Raw genomic sequence first — 17,195 nt, 5'->3', positions numbered from 1 at the left:
TCTAACATGGCAAAAGAATTTCTAATCGAGCTGGGCACAGAAGAGCTACCACCAACGCAACTTCGTACTCTGGCTGAAGCATTCGCAGCAAACTTCGAAGCAGAACTAAAAAGCGCAGAGCTTGCTCACGAAGGCGTAAAATGGTTCGCGGCTCCTCGTCGTCTTGCACTTAAAGTTGCGGCATTGGCAGAAAGCCAATCAGATAAAGTCGTTGAAAAGCGTGGCCCTGCGGTTTCAGCAGCATTCGACGCAGAAGGTAACCCAACCAAAGCAGCTCAAGGCTGGGCTCGCGGTTGTGGCATCACCGTTGACCAAGCGGATCGCATGGTAACAGACAAAGGTGAATGGTTACTGTTCAAACAAGAAGTAAAAGGTCAGCCAGCATCTGAGATCGTAGTTGAGCTAGCAGCAAAAGCTCTGGCAAACCTACCTATCGCAAAACCAATGCGTTGGGGTAACAAAACGACTCAATTTATCCGCCCAGTTAAGACACTAACCATGCTAATGGGCAGCGACCTAATCGAAGGTGAAATCCTTGGCATCGCTTCTGGCCGTACTATCCGTGGCCACCGCTTCATGGGCGAGCAAGAGTTCACTATCGATTCTGCTGAGCAATACCCTGCGATTCTTGAAGAACGCGGTAAAGTCATGGCAGATTACGAAGCTCGTAAAGCCATCATCCTAGCGGACGCACAAAAGGCGGCAGCGGCGGTTGGCGGTATCGCCGATCTAGAAGATGACCTAGTAGAAGAAGTCACCTCTCTGGTTGAATGGCCAGTAGTACTTACCGCGAAGTTTGAAGAAGAGTTCCTAAAAGTACCTTCTGAAGCCTTGGTTTACACCATGAAAGGTGACCAGAAGTATTTCCCTGTCTACTCTGAAGACAAGAAACTACTGCCTAACTTCATCTTCGTATCAAACATTGAGTCGAAAGAACCTCGACACGTTATCGAAGGTAACGAGAAAGTGGTTCGTCCGCGGCTTGCCGATGCAGAGTTCTTCTTCAATACTGACCGCAAGCGTCCACTGATTGACCGCCTTCCAGAGCTGGAAAACGCGATTTTCCAGAAGCAACTGGGCACAATCAAAGACAAAACCGATCGTATCACTGCACTTGCAGGCTACATCGCGAAACAAATTGGTGCGGATGTCGAGAAATCAACTCGTGCAGGTTTGTTGGCGAAGTGTGACCTAATGACCTCAATGGTATTCGAGTTTACGGATACTCAAGGTGTCATGGGTATGCATTACGCAACTCATGATGGTGAAGATGAGCAAGTAGCACTAGCACTGTATGAGCAGTACATGCCGCGTTTCGCTGGTGATGTTCTGCCAAGCACCTCGATTTCTTCAGCCGTTGCAATGGCTGACAAGCTGGACACTATTGTTGGTATCTTCGGTATTGGTCAAGCACCGAAAGGCAGCGACCCATTTGCACTTCGTCGTGCTTCTCTGGGCGTACTACGTATCATCGTTGAAAACGGCTACAACCTAGACCTAATAGACCTTATCCGTGAAGCAAAAGTACAGTTTGGCTCTAAGCTGACTAACGACAACGTTGAGCAAGATGTCATTGAGTTCATGCTTGGTCGTTTCAATGCATGGTATAAAGATGAAGGCTTCAGTGTCGATATCATTCAAGCTGTACTGGCACGTCGCCCGACTAAACCAGCTGATTTCGACCAACGCGTGAAAGCGGTATCTCACTTCCGTGAGCTAGAAGCAGCAGAATCTTTGGCAGCAGCGAACAAACGTGTAGGTAACATCCTAGCGAAATTCGATGGCGAGCTAGCAGAAGAGATTGACTTGTCTCTTCTACAAGAAGATGCAGAAAAAGCGTTAGCAGAAAGCGTTGAAGTGATGACTGAAGCACTTGAGCCAGCCTTTGCGACAGGTAACTACCAAGAAGCCCTAAGCAAACTTGCTGACCTGCGTGAGCCAGTGGATGCGTTCTTCGACAACGTAATGGTAATGGCAGACGACGAAGCACTTAAAAAGAACCGTCTGACCCTACTGAACAATCTGCGTAACCTGTTCCTACAGATCGCAGACATCTCTCTTCTTCAAAAATAAGTAACCGAAACAGAGTTACTGACGGAAAAAGAAGTCACAAAATAACCAAAAGGGAAGCATCTGCTTCCCTTTTTTGTTGGCCAAAAGAAAAGGTTGGAGGGAATTATTACTCATTTTGTGAACAAGACAAAAATTTGTAGGGTGAGAGAGGGTTAACTTGTTGGTGCACCGCTCGGATTGTAGAGGCTTCTTTTTGTTATAAAAGATCTGTTTATTCGGGGGAAGGACACAATGAAAAAAACAATTCTCGCACTCTCTATTGGTCTACTTAGTGCCTGCAGCCAAATTCCAGATAATGCCATCATATTAAGCGTCGGTGATGACAAAGCCATGTTCGAACAAAACGATCAAGGATTACTCGTCGCAGAGCAGAAACTGGATAAAGGCAATTACACTTTCACGATTGCCGACAACAAACAAAGCTGTGGCAGTAGCTTCGCTTTGGCAGAAGAAAGCCGCATCAAATTCAACACACCATTAAAAATGGATAACTGTGCAACGGATGCCAATATGCCGCTGCGCATTTTCAAAGCCAATACCTACCAATTTACGCTCAACCCAACGACCAATGAGCTGACGGTTAAGCTCAAACCAAAGCAGTCTCAGGTAACCAGCTTCTCTTGCCCTGTCGCAACCGATACGGCTAAAACCATCAATGTCACGGAAACCTTTAGTGATGGAACCTTAGTCCGAGATGCACTGACTGGACAAGAGGCAACCGTAACCAACGGTGCTGTCAGCCTAAAGCCAGGCCCAATGAGTCAGGGACTGCTACTGCTGGAAAAAGTTGAACAGCAAGCGGCCAAATCATTCAGCTGGGATAACGCCACGGTTTATTTCGTCATGACCGACCGTTTTTACAATGGTAATTCAAACAACGATAACAGCTATGGCCGCAGCAAAGACGGTAAATACGAGATTGGCACCTTCCATGGTGGTGACTTAGCGGGTCTGACCAAAAAGCTCGACTACATTGAATCTCTAGGTGTTAACGCGATTTGGATAACCTCACCGCTAGAGCAAATTCACGGCTGGGTTGGTGGCGGTGACAAAGGCGATTTCAAGCACTACGGCTATCACGGCTACTACCATCAAGATTGGACCAAACTCGATGCTAATATGGGTACCGAAGATGAGCTGCAAACGTTCATCGATACCGCTCATAAAAAAGGTATTCGCATCATTTGGGATGTAGTGATGAATCACACAGGCTACGCAACACTAGCCGACATGCAGGAGTTTGGCTTTGGTCAACTTTACCTTGATGACCAGGAAGCGAAAGAAGTGCTGGGTGAAAAGTGGACCGACTGGCAGCCAAAATCTGGCCAGAGTTGGCATAGCTTCAACGACTACGTTAAATACAGCGATAACGAAGCGTGGGAAAAATGGTGGGGGAAAGCGTGGATTCGTACCGACATCGGTAATTACGATGCACCGGGGTACAACGACATCAGCATGTCTCTGAACTACTTACCGGATCAGAAAACCGAGTCGACTCAGAAAACCGGTTTGCCAAACTTCTTCCATAACAAAGATACCAGTGCTCGTGATGAGCAAAAGACGCCGCGCGAACATCTCATAGCTTGGCTATCCGATTGGGTCCGTGATTATGGCGTTGATGGCTTTCGTGTCGATACCGCCAAACATGTAGAAATGGATGCGTGGTCAGAATTAAAAGCCAGTACCACACAAGCTCTTGCCGAATGGAAACAAAACAACCCAGATAAAGCGCTGGACGATTTACCATTCTGGATGACGGGCGAAGTCTGGGCGCACAGCGTGGTGAAGAGCCCTTACTTCGATAACGGATTCGACTCGATCATCAATTTCGAATTCCAGTCAGATGTCGCACCAAAAGCGCTGAAATGTTTTGCCAATTTGGATAACGATTACCGACGCTATGCAGAGCAAATCAATAATGACCCAGAGTTCAATGTGTTGAGTTACCTTTCTTCTCACGACACGCAACTGTTCTGGTCTGCTCGCAGCCGTAGCTTCAATGATCAGGCCCGCGCCGCAAATGCGTTAATGTTGGCTCCGGGAGCGGTGCAAATCTATTACGGCGACGAGATTGCCCGTGACTTTGGTCATACCGGTTCAGACACTCACCAGGGAACCCGTTCTGACATGCCATGGGATAAGATTCATGGCGAGCGTGAAGACTTACTACAACACTGGCAAAAACTGGGCGAATTCCGTAAGCGTCACCCTGCGATTGCTCAAGGTAAGCACATTACACGTAACCAGGAAGGATACTACGCGTTCGAGCGCCAGTATCAGGATGATAAAGTGCTTGTTGTCTACACTGGCGAATAGCACATCCGTCTCTCCACCAGCAAGGGAAGCGTAGGCTTCCCTTTTTAATCCTCTTTTCGCTTTATAATCCATTCATCTGGTCTGAACAGACACTTTTTTCTTCTTCGAGTGAATTCACACTTTGCGTCGTAATAACATTAGGGTAAGGTCAAGTATTACACTATAAGCTGAAGCTCAGTCAGCAAATTTACACAAAGCAATCACAATGAATTAGGTATAAGTAAACATGCAGTACTCAAAGTTTGGTGAAAAATTTAATCAGTATTCCGGTATCACGCAGTTAATGGATGATTTAAATGATGGTCTGCGTACACCAGGTGCCATCATGCTCGGTGGAGGTAATCCCGCCGCCATTCCTGCCATGCTCGATTACTTTCACCAAGCCAGTGAGGAAATGCTCGCCAGTGGGGAACTCATCGCCGCACTGACCAACTATGATGGCCCTCAAGGTAAAAATGCGTTTATAAAAGCGCTAGCAAAACTGTTTCGTGAAACCTACGGTTGGAACATCAGCGAGAAGAACATCAGTCTGACCAATGGCAGCCAAAGCGGTTTCTTCTACCTATTTAATTTACTCGCAGGCCAACAGCCTGACGGTTCACACAAAAAAGTGCTTTTGCCGATCGCACCAGAGTACATTGGCTACGGCGATGCCGGTATTGATGAAGATATTTTCGTCTCTTACCACCCGGAGATCGAGTTGCTCGACAATGGTTTGTTTAAATACCACGTTGATTTTGAAAAGTTAAAAGTCGATGACTCCGTCGCCGCTATCTGTGCATCTCGTCCAACTAACCCGACGGGTAACGTACTAACGGATGAAGAAGTTCGTAAACTAGACAAGCTTGCACGAGAAAACAACATTCCGTTGATCATAGATAACGCTTACGGTTTGCCGTTCCCGAACATCATTTTTGAAGACGTTGAACCATTTTGGAATGACAATACGATTCTGTGTATGAGCTTGTCCAAACTAGGCTTACCAGGCGTGCGCTGCGGCATCGTGATCGCCAATGAAGCCATCACCCAAGCTCTAACTAATATGAATGGCATTATCAGCTTGGCGCCGGGGAGTGTCGGACCTGCGCTGGCAAACCATATCATTGGTAATGGCGACCTGCTGAGATTGAGTTCGGATGTAATTAAGCCTTACTACAAACAGAAGTCCCAACGTGCGGTAGAACTGCTGCAGCAAGCGATTACGGACGAGCGTTTTCGTATCCATAAACCTGAAGGTGCAATCTTCTTGTGGCTATGGTTTGACGAACTACCAATCAACACAATGGAACTGTACCAACGTCTGAAAGCTCGTGGAGTGTTGATTGTTCCTGGTGAGTACTTCTTTATCGGTCAGGAAGATGAATGGGATCACGCGCATCAATGTCTGCGTATGAACTACGTTCAGGATGACGAGATGATGCAGGAAGGTATCGCGATTATCGCGGAAGAAGTTGAAAAGGCTTACCGAGAAGGTAAATAGAAAAACAAACTAAAAGAGCGCCAACTGGCGCTCTTTCTCACTCTATGTGCAAGCTACTTGCTGATTAGCTGTTTTCTAGCAAGTTATTGCCGCCGATAGCAATTTTACGTGGTTGCATCGCTTCTGGAATTTCACGCACCAAATCAATGTGTAGCAGGCCGTTTTCCATTGATGCGCCAATTACTTTTACGTAGTCAGCAAGCTGGAACTTACGTTCAAAGTCGCGCTCTGCAATACCTTGGTAAACGTAGTTTTTACCTTCTTCCGCTTTACGCTCGCCCTTTACGATCAGCATGTTTTCGTTTTGGGTCAGATCAAGCTGTTCTTCAGCAAAACCCGCAACCGCCATTGTAATACGGTAGTTATGCTCATCTTTTTGTTCGATATTGTATGGAGGGTAACCGTTGGAAGAGTTCTTCGCAGAGCCCGCTTCCATTAGGTTCAGCAGACGGTCGAAGCCAATAGCATTACGGTATAGTGGTGAGAAATCTACATTACGCATAAAATCTATCCTCTTAATCAAGCAATAGTCTTAGCTCAGATGATACTCATCTAATTGGCGTGTTTATGCAAAAACCAGCGCCGAGCTAAGGAATCCGGATCATTCCGCTAGTGAAAACGCTTTTCACCGAGACATGACAGGAATCATTAAGTTAAGTTGTGTGCCAAAACAAAGCATCCTCTTTTGAGCGATCTTGTTTTAGCGGTTGCAGAGGGCTGTTCTTCTAGTCTCTAGCAAGCTAACCTCTTCAATTCTAGATATAAGGTCTGAAAATACGCTTTCAAGGGATAATAAGAAAAAAATTTAGGGTATTAAAACAACACCCTTAAGTTCTTAGTGCTTGGCTTAGGCAAGACTCACTTATTTCTTATTTGGCGTAGTTGTCGAAGCTAAAGTTTCTCTTTCGCTTTTTTTTCCTAACATATCCGGACTTACACCTTGTTTATCAATGCATTCTTGTTTTGTCATCCACCCTATAAAGACATCTTTATCGTGTGCTAGACATGGAACCTTTGCTTCAAAACCACTCGCATTTGAGTATGTGGATAGAAGCAATGAAATTAAAAGAGGTAAAGCTCTAAACACTCTATTTTTAACCTAGTTAGTGATGAAGTCATGCAACTAAGCGTGACTTGAAGAGATAGCAAAATTCATTGTTCAATTGCGCTCCGTAATTTACGGATAATGATTTTTATTGTTGGAATAGTTTTTTAGTGATACTGGTTCATACTTTCACAGATAAAACTAACTGATAAGTAAGATAATTCTGACATTCGACGAGGTTCTTATTCTTGATGTTTTTTCTAATAAAAAGAAACAAACCACGTTAGCGTCGAGTCGCGAAGAGCCAGTCTTTAAAGCGACTAGAGTTGAATGATTGATGATCTGCGGTTGAGAGTCGGTCTGATGGAAAGGAAGAGATAAACAGACTGGTTTAAAGATCGATGAGCCGGATAGTACAGCTAGGATAATTGGGTTACAGCAACGGTAAAGTTAGCTGAAACTAAAAAGACCTGATTCCGATATATTACCGAAATCAGGTCTTAATAAACGCTTATTTAGAAACGCTTTCGACTACACGTCTAGGTTAGCAACCTTCAGTGCGTTCTCTTCAATGAAGTTACGACGCGGTTCAACCTGATCACCCATCAACGTTGTGAACAACTGGTCTGCACCAACGGCATCTTCAATGGTTACTTGCATCATACGGCGAGTCTCTGGGTCCATTGTGGTTTCCCAAAGCTGATCTGGGTTCATCTCACCCAAACCTTTATAGCGCTGACGGCTTAGACCACGCATGGACTCTTTAACCAGCCATGCTAATGCTTCCTCAAAGCTTGAAACTACTAGAGTACGCTCACCACGTTTGATGTAAGCACCTTCTTCGATCAGGCCATCTAGCTCTTCAGATAGATCCGCCAACTTGCTGTATTCTTTCGAATTCAGGAAATCGATGCTTAGTGCATGCTCATGTGTCACACCATGGGTACGTACGATGATCTTAGGTAAGCTCAGACCAAGCTCTGCGTGCTGTTCTACCTCAAAGCTGTATTGGCTCGCACCCACTTCTTTTGCGTTGAGCTGATCAATAAGCTGCTTAGTCCACGCTTCAACGGCTGCTGCATCATGACATTGTTCAGGTGTTAGACGCGGCGTGTAAATCAGCTCATGCATCAACGCGCTTGGGTAACGACGGCTCATACGATCGGCAAGCTTAATGCCAGCATTGTACTGCTGAACTAGTTTCTCTAACGATTCACCCGCAAGAGCAGGCGCATCTGCGTTAACGTGCAGTGATGCGTTATCCAGTGCCAGTGATACCTGGTATTGGTTCATCGCTTCTTCATCTTTGATGTATTGTTCTTGTTTGCCTTTCTTCACTTTGTATAGTGGTGGCTGCGCGATGTATATGTAGCCACGCTCAATCAGCTCTGGCATTTGACGGTAGAAGAAGGTCAACAGTAGCGTACGGATATGCGAACCATCGACATCGGCATCGGTCATGATGATGATGTTGTGGTAACGCAGTTTGTCTGGGTTATATTCATCACGACCGATACCACAGCCTAGTGCTGTGATAAGCGTCGCTACTTCTTGTGAAGAAAGCATCTTGTCGAAGCGCGCTTTCTCTACGTTCAGAATCTTACCTTTCAGCGGCAGGATAGCCTGGTTTTTACGGTTACGACCCTGCTTAGCACTACCGCCCGCAGAGTCACCCTCCACAATGTATAGTTCAGAGAGTGCCGGATCTTTTTCCTGACAGTCTGCGAGTTTGCCCGGCAGACCAGCCAGGTCTAGCGCGCCTTTACGACGAGTCATTTCACGAGCTTTGCGCGCTGCTTCGCGAGCACGTGCTGCATCGATGATTTTCGAACAAACCATCTTCGCTTCACTTGGGTTTTCCACTAAGAATTCTGAAAGCTTTTCACCCATCGCCGACTCTACCGCTGATTTCACTTCTGATGAAACCAGTTTGTCTTTGGTTTGGCTTGAGAATTTTGGATCAGGCACTTTAACAGAAACGACCGCAGTCAGACCTTCACGTGCGTCATCACCTGACGTTGCTGTTTTCGCTTTCTTAGAGAAACCTTCTTTATCCATAAAGGTGTTCAGTGTACGCGTCAACGCGGCACGGAAACCAGCTAGGTGAGTACCACCATCACGCTGTGGAATGTTGTTGGTAAAACAGAAGATGTTCTCTTGGAAACCGTCGTTCCATTGCATTGCAACTTCTACAGCAATGCCGTCTTCACGCTCAAAGTTGAAGTGGAAGATTTTCTCGATGATTGGTGTTTTGTTGGTATTTAAGTGTTCAACAAATGCCTTAATACCACCTTCATACATGAAGTGGTCATGCTTATCTTCTTCACGCTCATCAGACAGCTTGATAGAAACGCCAGAGTTCAGGAACGATAGCTCACGCAGACGTTTTGCGAGGATATCGTAATGGAATTCAGTATTAGTGAACGTCTCACTGCTTGGCCAGAAACGAATTTTCGTACCCGTTTTATCCGTATCACCCACAACCGCTAGTGGTGCCTGAGGCTCGCCGTGACGGTAAGTCTGAGTATGGATATGACCGCCACGGTGAATGGTCAGTTCAACCTTCTCAGACAGCGCGTTTACTACTGAGACACCTACACCGTGCAGGCCGCCCGATACTTTGTATGAATTATCATCGAACTTACCACCAGCGTGAAGTACCGTCATGATTACTTCGGCTGCTGATACTTTTTCTTCTGAGTGCATTTCTGTTGGAATGCCACGACCATCGTCGCTAACGGAAACCGAGTTATCCTCATGAATTGTCACAACGATGTCTTTACAGTGACCTGCCAACGCTTCATCAATTGAGTTATCCACCACCTCGAAAACCATGTGGTGCAGGCCGGTCCCGTCGTCCGTATCGCCGATGTACATACCTGGACGCTTACGTACCGCATCCAGACCCTTCAGTACCTTAATACTCGATGAATCGTAATTTTCAGACATGAGTTTCTCTCTTCTAGTTTGACTCTATCCTGCCATGTTCCACATGAAACAATTTTCCATTCTCGTCCAACATGTCGGCGATTTGGTTTTCAGTGATAGAGCTTACAAATACTTGTGCGCCCGTCTCTTTCAAGCAATCAGCAAGACGCTTGCGACGTTGGCTATCTAATTCCGACGCAAAGTCGTCAATTAGGTAAATGCATTGTTTACCGGTCATCTCTGTCAGGTGCTGCCCTTGCGCCACTCGCAATGCACACACCATGAGTTTTAATTGACCGCGTGAAAGAACATCCTCAACGGGCGTTCCGTTCACTTTAATGCGCAAATCAGCTTTATTCGGGCCACTAACGGTGTATCCCAATGCCTGATCACGCTCGAAATTCTTTTCCAGTATATCTTGGTACGGTGTGTCTTTATCCCAACCTCGATAATACTTTAATTGGATCTCAAATTCTGGCAAAAATGTCTGACAGATACTTTCGGCTACGGTTTTCATCTGTTCGATGTACAGTGCTCGCCACTCGCTGATGTTTTCCGCCAAACGTGCCATTTCCTGATCCCAGTAGCTGAGCTCTCGATAACTGGTGGCAGTTTTGAGTAACGCGTTTCTCTGCTTGTTGAGACGCTTAAAGCGACCCCACGCATCATAAAAAGCCGGTTCAGTATGGAACACACCCCAATCGATAAATGCGCGCCGATGTTTAGGGCCATCAGTAAGTAAATCAAACCCTTCCGTATGTATCAACTGCAGAGGTAATACTTGTGCCAACTGCGCGAGTTTTTGCCCAGATTGACCGCCTATTTTAACCTCTGTTGAACCATCGCGCTGCTTATTAATGCCGATTGGTAGCTCAAATTGATCAGGGTTCAAAAAACGCCCATGAACAAACAGTTCATCACACTCATTTTGAATCACTCGGCCAGTCAGAGCGCTTTTGAACGAGCGACCATGTCCAAGTAAATAGACCGCTTCCAAAACACTGGTTTTACCGCTGCCATTAGGCCCAATAAGAAAGTTAAAGCCTACTGATAACTGAATATCACAGGCTTTAATGTTTCGAAACTGCTGAATAATAAGGCGAGAAAGAGGCATCTGTTCGCTTATAGACGGATTGGCATCACCACATACATGGCACTGTCATCGTCGGCATTTTCAATCAGTGCACTCGCATTCGCGTCCGACATCGACACACGCACATTTTCACAACGTAGCGTATTCAGCACATCCAATACGTAGCTGACGTTGAAGCCGATTTCGATTGGTTCACCATCAAAGCTAACGTCCAGCATCTCTTCAGCTTCTTCTTGCTCTGGGTTGTTGGCAGTAATGCGCATTTCCGTATCCGCGAGATTAACTCGTACGCCACGGAACTTTTCATTGGATAAAATCGCAGCACGTGAAAATGCCTGGCGCAACTCGTCACAGCTCGCGATTAAAGTTTTGTTGGTATTCTGCGGCAATACACGGCGATAATCTGGGAAACGGCCGTCCACAAGCTTAGAAGTGAAGATAAAGTTGTTCACTTCAGCACGAACATTAGAGTTACCAATTTGCAATACAACTGGTTGCTCCGGTGCATCCATTAACTTAACTAATTCCTGAACACCTTTACGTGGCACAATGATTTGCTTTTGTGCAAAGTCCGCGCCCAATTCTGTTTGTGATACCGCCATACGGTGGCCATCAGTTGCTACGCTACGCAGTGTCGTACCATCAATTTCAAACAACATACCGTTGAGGTAGTAACGAACGTCCTGATTGGCCATTGAGAACTGGGTTTTTTCGACCAGCGTGCGCAGCTCAGCCTGGTTCAGTGAGACTTCTACTTCACTTTGCCAGTCTTCAATGTTTGGAAAATCGTTCGCTGGTAGCGTCGCCAATGAGAAACGACTGCGGCCAGAGCGAACTTGTACGCGATCGCCTTCTAATACAAAGGTGATGATCGCATCGTCAGGTAAACCGCGGCAGATGTCGAGAAACTTACGCGAAGGAACGGTAATACTGCCCGCTTCAAAATCCCCTTCCAGAGTCACTTTGCTTACCAATTCCACTTCCAAATCGGTCGCAGTCATCGATAGCACGTTCTCTTCTACTTTAAGTAGTAAGTTACCCAGAATAGGTAGGGTTGGTCGGCCACCTAACGCACCCGAAACCTGTTGTAGCGGTTTGATTAAATGACTACGTTCAATAGTAAATTTCATGCTTGGCTCTTTACGCTGTCAGCTCAATAAATGATTTGCTTAGAATACTGTTATTCTAACCGATTAAGAGGACAGGGTGCGAATCAAGTTAGAGTAATCTTCCTTAATATCGTGGCTCTCTTCACGCAGCTGCTCAATCTTGCGACATGCGTGCAGTACCGTGGTGTGGTCACGACCACCAAACGCATCGCCAATTTCTGGCAAGCTGTGGTTAGTCAGTTCTTTCGCTAATGCCATCGCCAGCTGACGAGGACGCGCGACCGAACGAGAACGACGCTTAGACAGCAGATCCGCGACTTTAATTTTGTAGTATTCCGCAACTGTCTTTTGAATGTTGTCGATCGTAACCAGCTTTTCTTGCAGCGCCAGCAAGTCGCGCAGCGCTTCACGTACGAAATCAATTGTGATTGGACGCCCGGTGAAGTTAGCATTAGCGATTACGCGGTTCAGTGCGCCTTCCAGCTCACGAACGTTGGAACGCAGACGCTTAGCAATAAAGAACGCCACTTCATCCGCCAGATGAATTTGGTGATCTTCGGCCTTCTTCATCAAAATCGCCACGCGCGTTTCCAGTTCAGGCGGCTCGATCGCGACCGTCAGACCCCAACCGAAGCGAGATTTCAAGCGATCTTCTACCCCACTGATCTCTTTCGGATAACGATCAGAAGTCAAGATGATCTGTTGATTGCCTTCCAATAACGCATTGAAGGTATGGAAGAACTCTTCCTGTGAGCGCTCTTTATTGGCAAAGAACTGGATATCATCGATAAGAAGCGCATCAACGCTGCGGTAGTAGCGTTTGAACTCTTCAATCGCGTTATTTTGCAGCGCTTTTACCATGTCTTGTACGAAACGCTCAGAGTGCATGTACACCACTTTCGCGTTCGGATTGTTATCCACAATCGCATTGCCCACCGCGTGAAGCAAGTGAGTTTTACCTAGGCCTGTACCACCATAAAGAAATAATGGGTTGTACGCTGCGCCCGGGTTATCCGATACCTGACGTGCCGCCGCCAAACCCAGCTGGTTCGATTTACCTTCTACGAAGTTATTGAACTTATGCTTTGGGTTCACATTAGAACGGTGATTGATGTCTGCGATCGCTTGTGCGTCATCATCCCAGGTTTTATGAACCGGTTTACGAGCCTGTAACTGTGCTGGCGCTGAAGATTCAGCAGCAACATCAGCGGGCGTACGTTTTGGTACAGGCTTAGGTGCTGAAACAGGACGACTACCCACTTCAAAACGTAAGTTCGGGATATCGTTACCGCAATATTGCTGCAGTAAACGGGTAATACTGTTCAGATACTTATCACGTACCCAATCCAACACAAAACGGTTTGGTGCGAATAGAGTGAGCGTATTGTCATTGAGCTCCGCTTGTAGCGGACGAACCCACATACTGAATTCTGTTGCTGGTAGCTCTTCTTGAAGCTGCTGCAAACATTGCAGCCAAAGCGAAGATGACACGGCGCCCCCACGGAGTAATTGAATTATCGGAAAAGACTGGCAATTTTACCTGTTGATAACCAAGATCGCCAGCAATTGATCGACGATCCAGTGAATAAGATCGAAGTTATTCACAATTATTTCGTCAAACATAGTGAGATCAACACACCTTGCCCCAACGTTGCCCACATAACGATCCACAATTGGGCAAAAACTTCCTGATCATATGATTGGTGATAACTCTGTGTATTATTTTATTTCCACCCGTGATTTTTCGATCCCCATTCATTGGTGAGATCGTTTTTATTAATACTTTGTAAAATTACATTTATGATTGAGTAGATAGAGAGCTTATTACACTAAGATCTAGATTATCGCACTTGGTTATATTTAATTATGTTAATTAACAGTAGTATAACTAACCATAAAATTGTGGAGATTTATGATGAAAAACTGGATTAAGGTTGCCGTGGCAGCTATTGCACTATCAGCAGCGACGGTTCAAGCAGCAACTGAAGTAAAAGTCGGCATGTCAGGCCGCTACTTCCCATTCACTTTTGTTAAGCAAGATAAGCTTCAAGGCTTTGAAGTGGATATGTGGGACGAAATTGGTAAGCGTAACGATTACAAGATCGAATACGTCACTGCAAACTTTTCTGGTTTGTTTGGTCTGTTAGAAACGGGGCGTATTGATACGATCTCAAACCAGATCACCATGACAGAAGAACGTAAAGCAAAATACCTGTTTGCAGACCCATACGTGATTGACGGTGCACAAATCACGGTACGTAAAGGCAATGACAGCATCAAAGGCATCGATGATCTTGCTGGCAAAACGGTTGCAGTTAACCTAGGTTCTAACTTTGAGCAGCTTCTTCGTCAATACGATAAAGACGGCAAAATCAACATCAAGACATACGACACTGGTATCGAGCACGATGTTGCATTGGGTCGCTCGGACGCTTTCGTAATGGACCGTCTATCAGCGTTGGAACTGATCAAGAAAACAGGCCTTCCACTGGAACTAGCTGGCGAACCGTTTGAAACCATTCAAAACGCTTGGCCTTTCGTAAACAATGAAAAAGGTCAGAAGCTACAAGCAGAAGTAAATAAAGCACTTGCAGAAATGCGTGCAGACGGTACCGTTGAGAAAATTTCCGTGAAGTGGTTTGGTGCTGACATTAGTAAATAAAACACTTTGAAATATAAGGTGCGGAGATATACCCTCCTCACCTCTATAAATTTATGTGAAGGTGGAACATTGTTTTCCACCTTTTCTTTTCTCTAGCGTTCAGGTAAGCCGAATGGGATTTGATTTTAATTACATGTTGGAATTGTTGCCGATATTGCTCAAATATCTTGGCACAACCATGGAAATGGCAACATGGGGATTGGTGTTCTCACTGATTCTTTCCATCATTTTAGCCAATATCCGCGTTTTTAAGGTTCCAGTACTCGATCAGTTGAGCCAACTGTACATCAGCTTTTTCCGAGGAACCCCACTTTTAGTGCAGCTGTTCCTGCTTTATTACGGCTTACCGCAAATCTTCCCATTTATGGTTGGTCTCGACGCTTTCTCAGCGGCCGTGATCGGTTTAACGCTCCATTTTGCCGCATACATGGCGGAGAGTATTCGAGCGGCAATCATCGGTATTGATCGCAGTCAGATGGAAGCGAGCTTATCCGTAGGCATGACGACTACGCAAGCAATGCGTCGTGTGATCTTGCCACAAGCAACTCGTGTCGCGTTGCCATCCCTGATGAACTACTTCATCGATATGATTAAGTCTACCTCCCTCGCCTTTACGCTCGGCGTGGCAGAAATCATGGCTAAAGCGCAGATGGAAGCATCCTCTAGCTTCCGATTCTTTGAAGCCTTCCTAGCCGTCGCACTAATTTATTGGGGCGTGGTAGTGATTCTGACCCGCGTTCAAACTTGGGCTGAAGCGAAACTGAATAAGGCGTACGTTCGATGATTAAATTAGAGAATATTCATAAGCGCTTTGGTGATACCGAGGTACTCAAAGGCATCGATATCGACATCAAACAAGGTGAAATCATCGTTATCATTGGCTCCAGTGGTACCGGTAAATCCACCTTATTACGCACAGTTAACTTTTTAGAACTAGCTGACGAAGGGCGCATCACGATTGATGATGTGTCGGTAGATGTCAATAAACACACCAAAGCGGAAGTGCTGGCTTTACGCCGCCGCACAGGGTTTGTGTTCCAGAACTACGCGCTATTTGCTCATATGACCGCTCGCCAGAATATTGCCGAAGGTTTGATTACCGTGCGTGGCTGGAAGAAACAGGAAGCACTGACTCGTGCTCAGCAGATTCTGGATGATATTGGCCTTGGTGAGAAAGGCGACAGCTACCCTGCAGCTCTATCTGGTGGCCAACAGCAGCGTGTGGGTATTGGCCGAGCCATGGCACTACAACCTGAGCTTTTGCTCTTCGATGAACCAACTTCCGCTCTGGATCCGGAGTGGGTTGGCGAAGTGTTGTCATTAATGAAGAAGTTAGCCAATCAGCACCAAACCATGCTGGTGGTGACACACGAAATGCAATTTGCCAAAGAAGTCGCCGACCGGGTGATCTTCATGGCGGAAGGCAATATTGTTGAACAAGGTTCTCCACAGGATATATTCGATAATCCACAAGATCCTCGTTTGAAAAAATTCCTTAACCAAGTAGGAATAGAGTAACGATCAAGGTATAGGATCGATTGATCCTTGAGATTTTACTCACACTACGTATAATCGCCCGGCCGGAATTTCATACGCATTGAGTCATTGACACATAATGTGAGTGTGATTACAATTCCGCCTCTTTGTTGAGAGGCGTCGGTTGCCTTCTCTATGTAAAGAGCTTCTTTATATAAGAAAGCATGTACCCACGCCGGGTTTAACAAGAACCTAAAACTACTGATCAGTAAAGGTAATTATCATGAAACGCACTTTTCAACCTACAGTTCTAAAGCGCAAGCGTACTCACGGCTTCCGTGCTCGCATGGCAACTAAGAACGGTCGTAAAGTTATCAACGCACGTCGTGCAAAAGGCCGTGCGCGCCTATCAAAATAATCGCTAGTTTATTTTGAACACGTACGCGTTTAATCGGGAGTTACGTTTGTTAACTCCCGAGCATTATCAAAACGTCTTCCAGCAAGCTCATCGTGCTGGCTCGCCTCATTTCACCATCATTGCTCGCAATAACACTCTTTCTCATCCACGATTAGGTCTAGCCGTTCCGAAAAAGCAGATAAAAACTGCCGTCGGTCGTAACCGATTTAAGCGCCTGGCTCGTGAAAGCTTTCGTAATAAACAACATCAACTTCCAAACAAAGATTTTGTTGTGATCGCGAAGAAAAGCGCGCAAGATTTAAGCAATGAGGAATTATTTAAATTGTTTGATAAGCTATGGCAACGCCTGTCTCGCCCTTCACGTGGATAGCCATTGGGCTCGTTTATCTGTATCGCTGGTTTATCAGCCCTTTGATTGGTCCTCGTTGCCGGTTCACACCAACTTGTTCCACTTACGCGCTAGAAGCTTTGAGAGCTCACGGTTTTGTAAAAGGATGTTGGTTATCAGGCAAACGTCTATTAAAATGCCACCCTTTGAATGAAGGGGGGTATGACCCCGTTCCACCAGTCCAAAAACAAGACAGAGATAACTAAC

General features: G+C 45.8%; 15 protein-coding genes. 9 read left to right on the top strand and 6 right to left on the bottom strand.

The window, feature by feature from the left end:
• The first annotated feature begins 6 nt into the window (after positions 1–6).
• From glyS to L3V31_RS20125, 3 genes are all read left to right on the top strand, one after another.
• Positions 7–2,073: a glycine--tRNA ligase subunit beta gene (glyS, locus tag L3V31_RS20135; RefSeq protein WP_237318745.1), complete on the top strand. Its 2,067-nt coding sequence runs from the start codon at positions 7–9 to the stop codon at positions 2,071–2,073.
• 231 nt (positions 2,074–2,304) lie between these two features.
• Positions 2,305–4,389 carry an alpha-amylase gene (locus L3V31_RS20130; RefSeq protein WP_237318743.1) on the top strand — a complete coding sequence of 695 codons (2,085 nt, stop codon included), beginning with the start codon at positions 2,305–2,307 and terminating at the stop codon, positions 4,387–4,389.
• A gap of 226 nt (positions 4,390–4,615) precedes the next feature.
• On the top strand, positions 4,616–5,869 hold the full coding sequence (locus tag L3V31_RS20125; protein ID WP_237318741.1) for a valine--pyruvate transaminase: 1,254 nt from the start codon (positions 4,616–4,618) through the stop codon (positions 5,867–5,869).
• A gap of 64 nt (positions 5,870–5,933) precedes the next feature.
• Here the strand turns inward: L3V31_RS20125 and L3V31_RS20120 are convergent, their stop codons facing one another.
• The 6 genes from L3V31_RS20120 to dnaA form a co-directional block, all read right to left on the bottom strand.
• Positions 5,934–6,371: an Hsp20 family protein gene (locus L3V31_RS20120; protein WP_237318739.1), complete on the bottom strand. Its 438-nt coding sequence runs from the start codon at positions 6,369–6,371 to the stop codon at positions 5,934–5,936.
• 360 nt (positions 6,372–6,731) lie between these two features.
• A complete protein-coding gene (locus tag L3V31_RS20115) occupies positions 6,732–6,956 on the bottom strand; it encodes a hypothetical protein (protein ID WP_237318737.1) in 225 nt (74 codons plus the stop codon).
• Positions 6,957–7,445: 489 nt separating this feature from the next.
• Positions 7,446–9,863: a DNA topoisomerase (ATP-hydrolyzing) subunit B gene (gene gyrB, locus L3V31_RS20110; RefSeq protein WP_237318735.1), complete on the bottom strand. Its 2,418-nt coding sequence runs from the start codon at positions 9,861–9,863 to the stop codon at positions 7,446–7,448.
• A 13-nt stretch (positions 9,864–9,876) separates the two neighbouring features.
• Positions 9,877–10,956, bottom strand: coding sequence for a DNA replication/repair protein RecF (recF, locus tag L3V31_RS20105; protein WP_237318733.1), 1,080 nt, complete (start codon positions 10,954–10,956; stop codon positions 9,877–9,879).
• Positions 10,957–10,964: 8 nt separating this feature from the next.
• Positions 10,965–12,065 carry a DNA polymerase III subunit beta gene (dnaN, locus tag L3V31_RS20100; RefSeq protein WP_237318731.1) on the bottom strand — a complete coding sequence of 367 codons (1,101 nt, stop codon included), beginning with the start codon at positions 12,063–12,065 and terminating at the stop codon, positions 10,965–10,967.
• A 63-nt stretch (positions 12,066–12,128) separates the two neighbouring features.
• Entirely contained in the window at positions 12,129–13,535 is a 1,407-nt protein-coding gene (dnaA, locus tag L3V31_RS20095) for a chromosomal replication initiator protein DnaA (protein WP_237318729.1), read from the bottom strand.
• A 424-nt stretch (positions 13,536–13,959) separates the two neighbouring features.
• Here dnaA and L3V31_RS20090 point away from each other — a divergent pair, with 424 nt between their 5' ends.
• The 6 genes from L3V31_RS20090 to yidD all read left to right on the top strand — a co-directional run bounded on the left by L3V31_RS20090 (position 13,960) and on the right by yidD (position 17,194).
• Positions 13,960–14,706, top strand: coding sequence for an amino acid ABC transporter substrate-binding protein (locus L3V31_RS20090; RefSeq protein ID WP_237318727.1), 747 nt, complete (start codon positions 13,960–13,962; stop codon positions 14,704–14,706).
• Between the two features lie 112 nt (positions 14,707–14,818).
• A complete protein-coding gene (locus L3V31_RS20085; RefSeq protein ID WP_237318725.1) occupies positions 14,819–15,490 on the top strand; it encodes an amino acid ABC transporter permease in 672 nt (223 codons plus the stop codon).
• Positions 15,487–16,224: an amino acid ABC transporter ATP-binding protein gene (locus tag L3V31_RS20080; RefSeq protein WP_237318723.1), complete on the top strand. Its 738-nt coding sequence runs from the start codon at positions 15,487–15,489 to the stop codon at positions 16,222–16,224. The genes L3V31_RS20085 and L3V31_RS20080 overlap by 4 nt, the downstream gene beginning before the upstream one ends.
• Positions 16,225–16,465: 241 nt before the next feature.
• Entirely contained in the window at positions 16,466–16,600 is a 135-nt protein-coding gene (gene rpmH / locus L3V31_RS20075; protein ID WP_005378825.1) for a 50S ribosomal protein L34, read from the top strand.
• A gap of 46 nt (positions 16,601–16,646) precedes the next feature.
• Positions 16,647–16,970 carry a ribonuclease P protein component gene (gene rnpA, locus L3V31_RS20070; protein WP_020333575.1) on the top strand — a complete coding sequence of 108 codons (324 nt, stop codon included), beginning with the start codon at positions 16,647–16,649 and terminating at the stop codon, positions 16,968–16,970.
• Entirely contained in the window at positions 16,937–17,194 is a 258-nt protein-coding gene (gene yidD, locus L3V31_RS20065) for a membrane protein insertion efficiency factor YidD (RefSeq protein ID WP_005378822.1), read from the top strand. The genes rnpA and yidD overlap by 34 nt, the downstream gene beginning before the upstream one ends.
• Position 17,195: the final 1 nt, after the last annotated feature.

It is taken from the genome of Vibrio sp. J1-1 (assembly GCF_021728395.1).
In the GTDB taxonomy this organism is placed as follows: Bacteria; Pseudomonadota; Gammaproteobacteria; order Enterobacterales; family Vibrionaceae; genus Vibrio.
This window is presented reverse-complemented; position numbering and strand designations above follow the sequence as displayed.

Excerpts from the sequence above, each read along its gene's own strand:
- glyS (WP_237318745.1), top strand. The coding sequence starts at position 7 with ATGGCAAAAGAATTTCTAATCGAGCTGGGCACAGAAGAGCTACCACCA.
- L3V31_RS20130 (WP_237318743.1), top strand. The coding sequence starts at position 2,305 with ATGAAAAAAACAATTCTCGCACTCTCTATTGGTCTACTTAGTGCCTGC.
- L3V31_RS20125 (WP_237318741.1), top strand. The coding sequence starts at position 4,616 with ATGCAGTACTCAAAGTTTGGTGAAAAATTTAATCAGTATTCCGGTATC.
- L3V31_RS20120 (WP_237318739.1), bottom strand. The coding sequence starts at position 6,371 with ATGCGTAATGTAGATTTCTCACCACTATACCGTAATGCTATTGGCTTC.
- gyrB (WP_237318735.1), bottom strand. The coding sequence starts at position 9,863 with ATGTCTGAAAATTACGATTCATCGAGTATTAAGGTACTGAAGGGTCTG.
- recF (WP_237318733.1), bottom strand. The coding sequence starts at position 10,956 with ATGCCTCTTTCTCGCCTTATTATTCAGCAGTTTCGAAACATTAAAGCC.
- dnaN (WP_237318731.1), bottom strand. The coding sequence starts at position 12,065 with ATGAAATTTACTATTGAACGTAGTCATTTAATCAAACCGCTACAACAG.
- L3V31_RS20090 (WP_237318727.1), top strand. The coding sequence starts at position 13,960 with ATGAAAAACTGGATTAAGGTTGCCGTGGCAGCTATTGCACTATCAGCA.
- L3V31_RS20085 (WP_237318725.1), top strand. The coding sequence starts at position 14,819 with ATGGGATTTGATTTTAATTACATGTTGGAATTGTTGCCGATATTGCTC.
- L3V31_RS20080 (WP_237318723.1), top strand. The coding sequence starts at position 15,487 with ATGATTAAATTAGAGAATATTCATAAGCGCTTTGGTGATACCGAGGTA.
- rpmH (WP_005378825.1), top strand. The coding sequence starts at position 16,466 with ATGAAACGCACTTTTCAACCTACAGTTCTAAAGCGCAAGCGTACTCAC.
- yidD (WP_005378822.1), top strand. The coding sequence starts at position 16,937 with ATGGCAACGCCTGTCTCGCCCTTCACGTGGATAGCCATTGGGCTCGTT.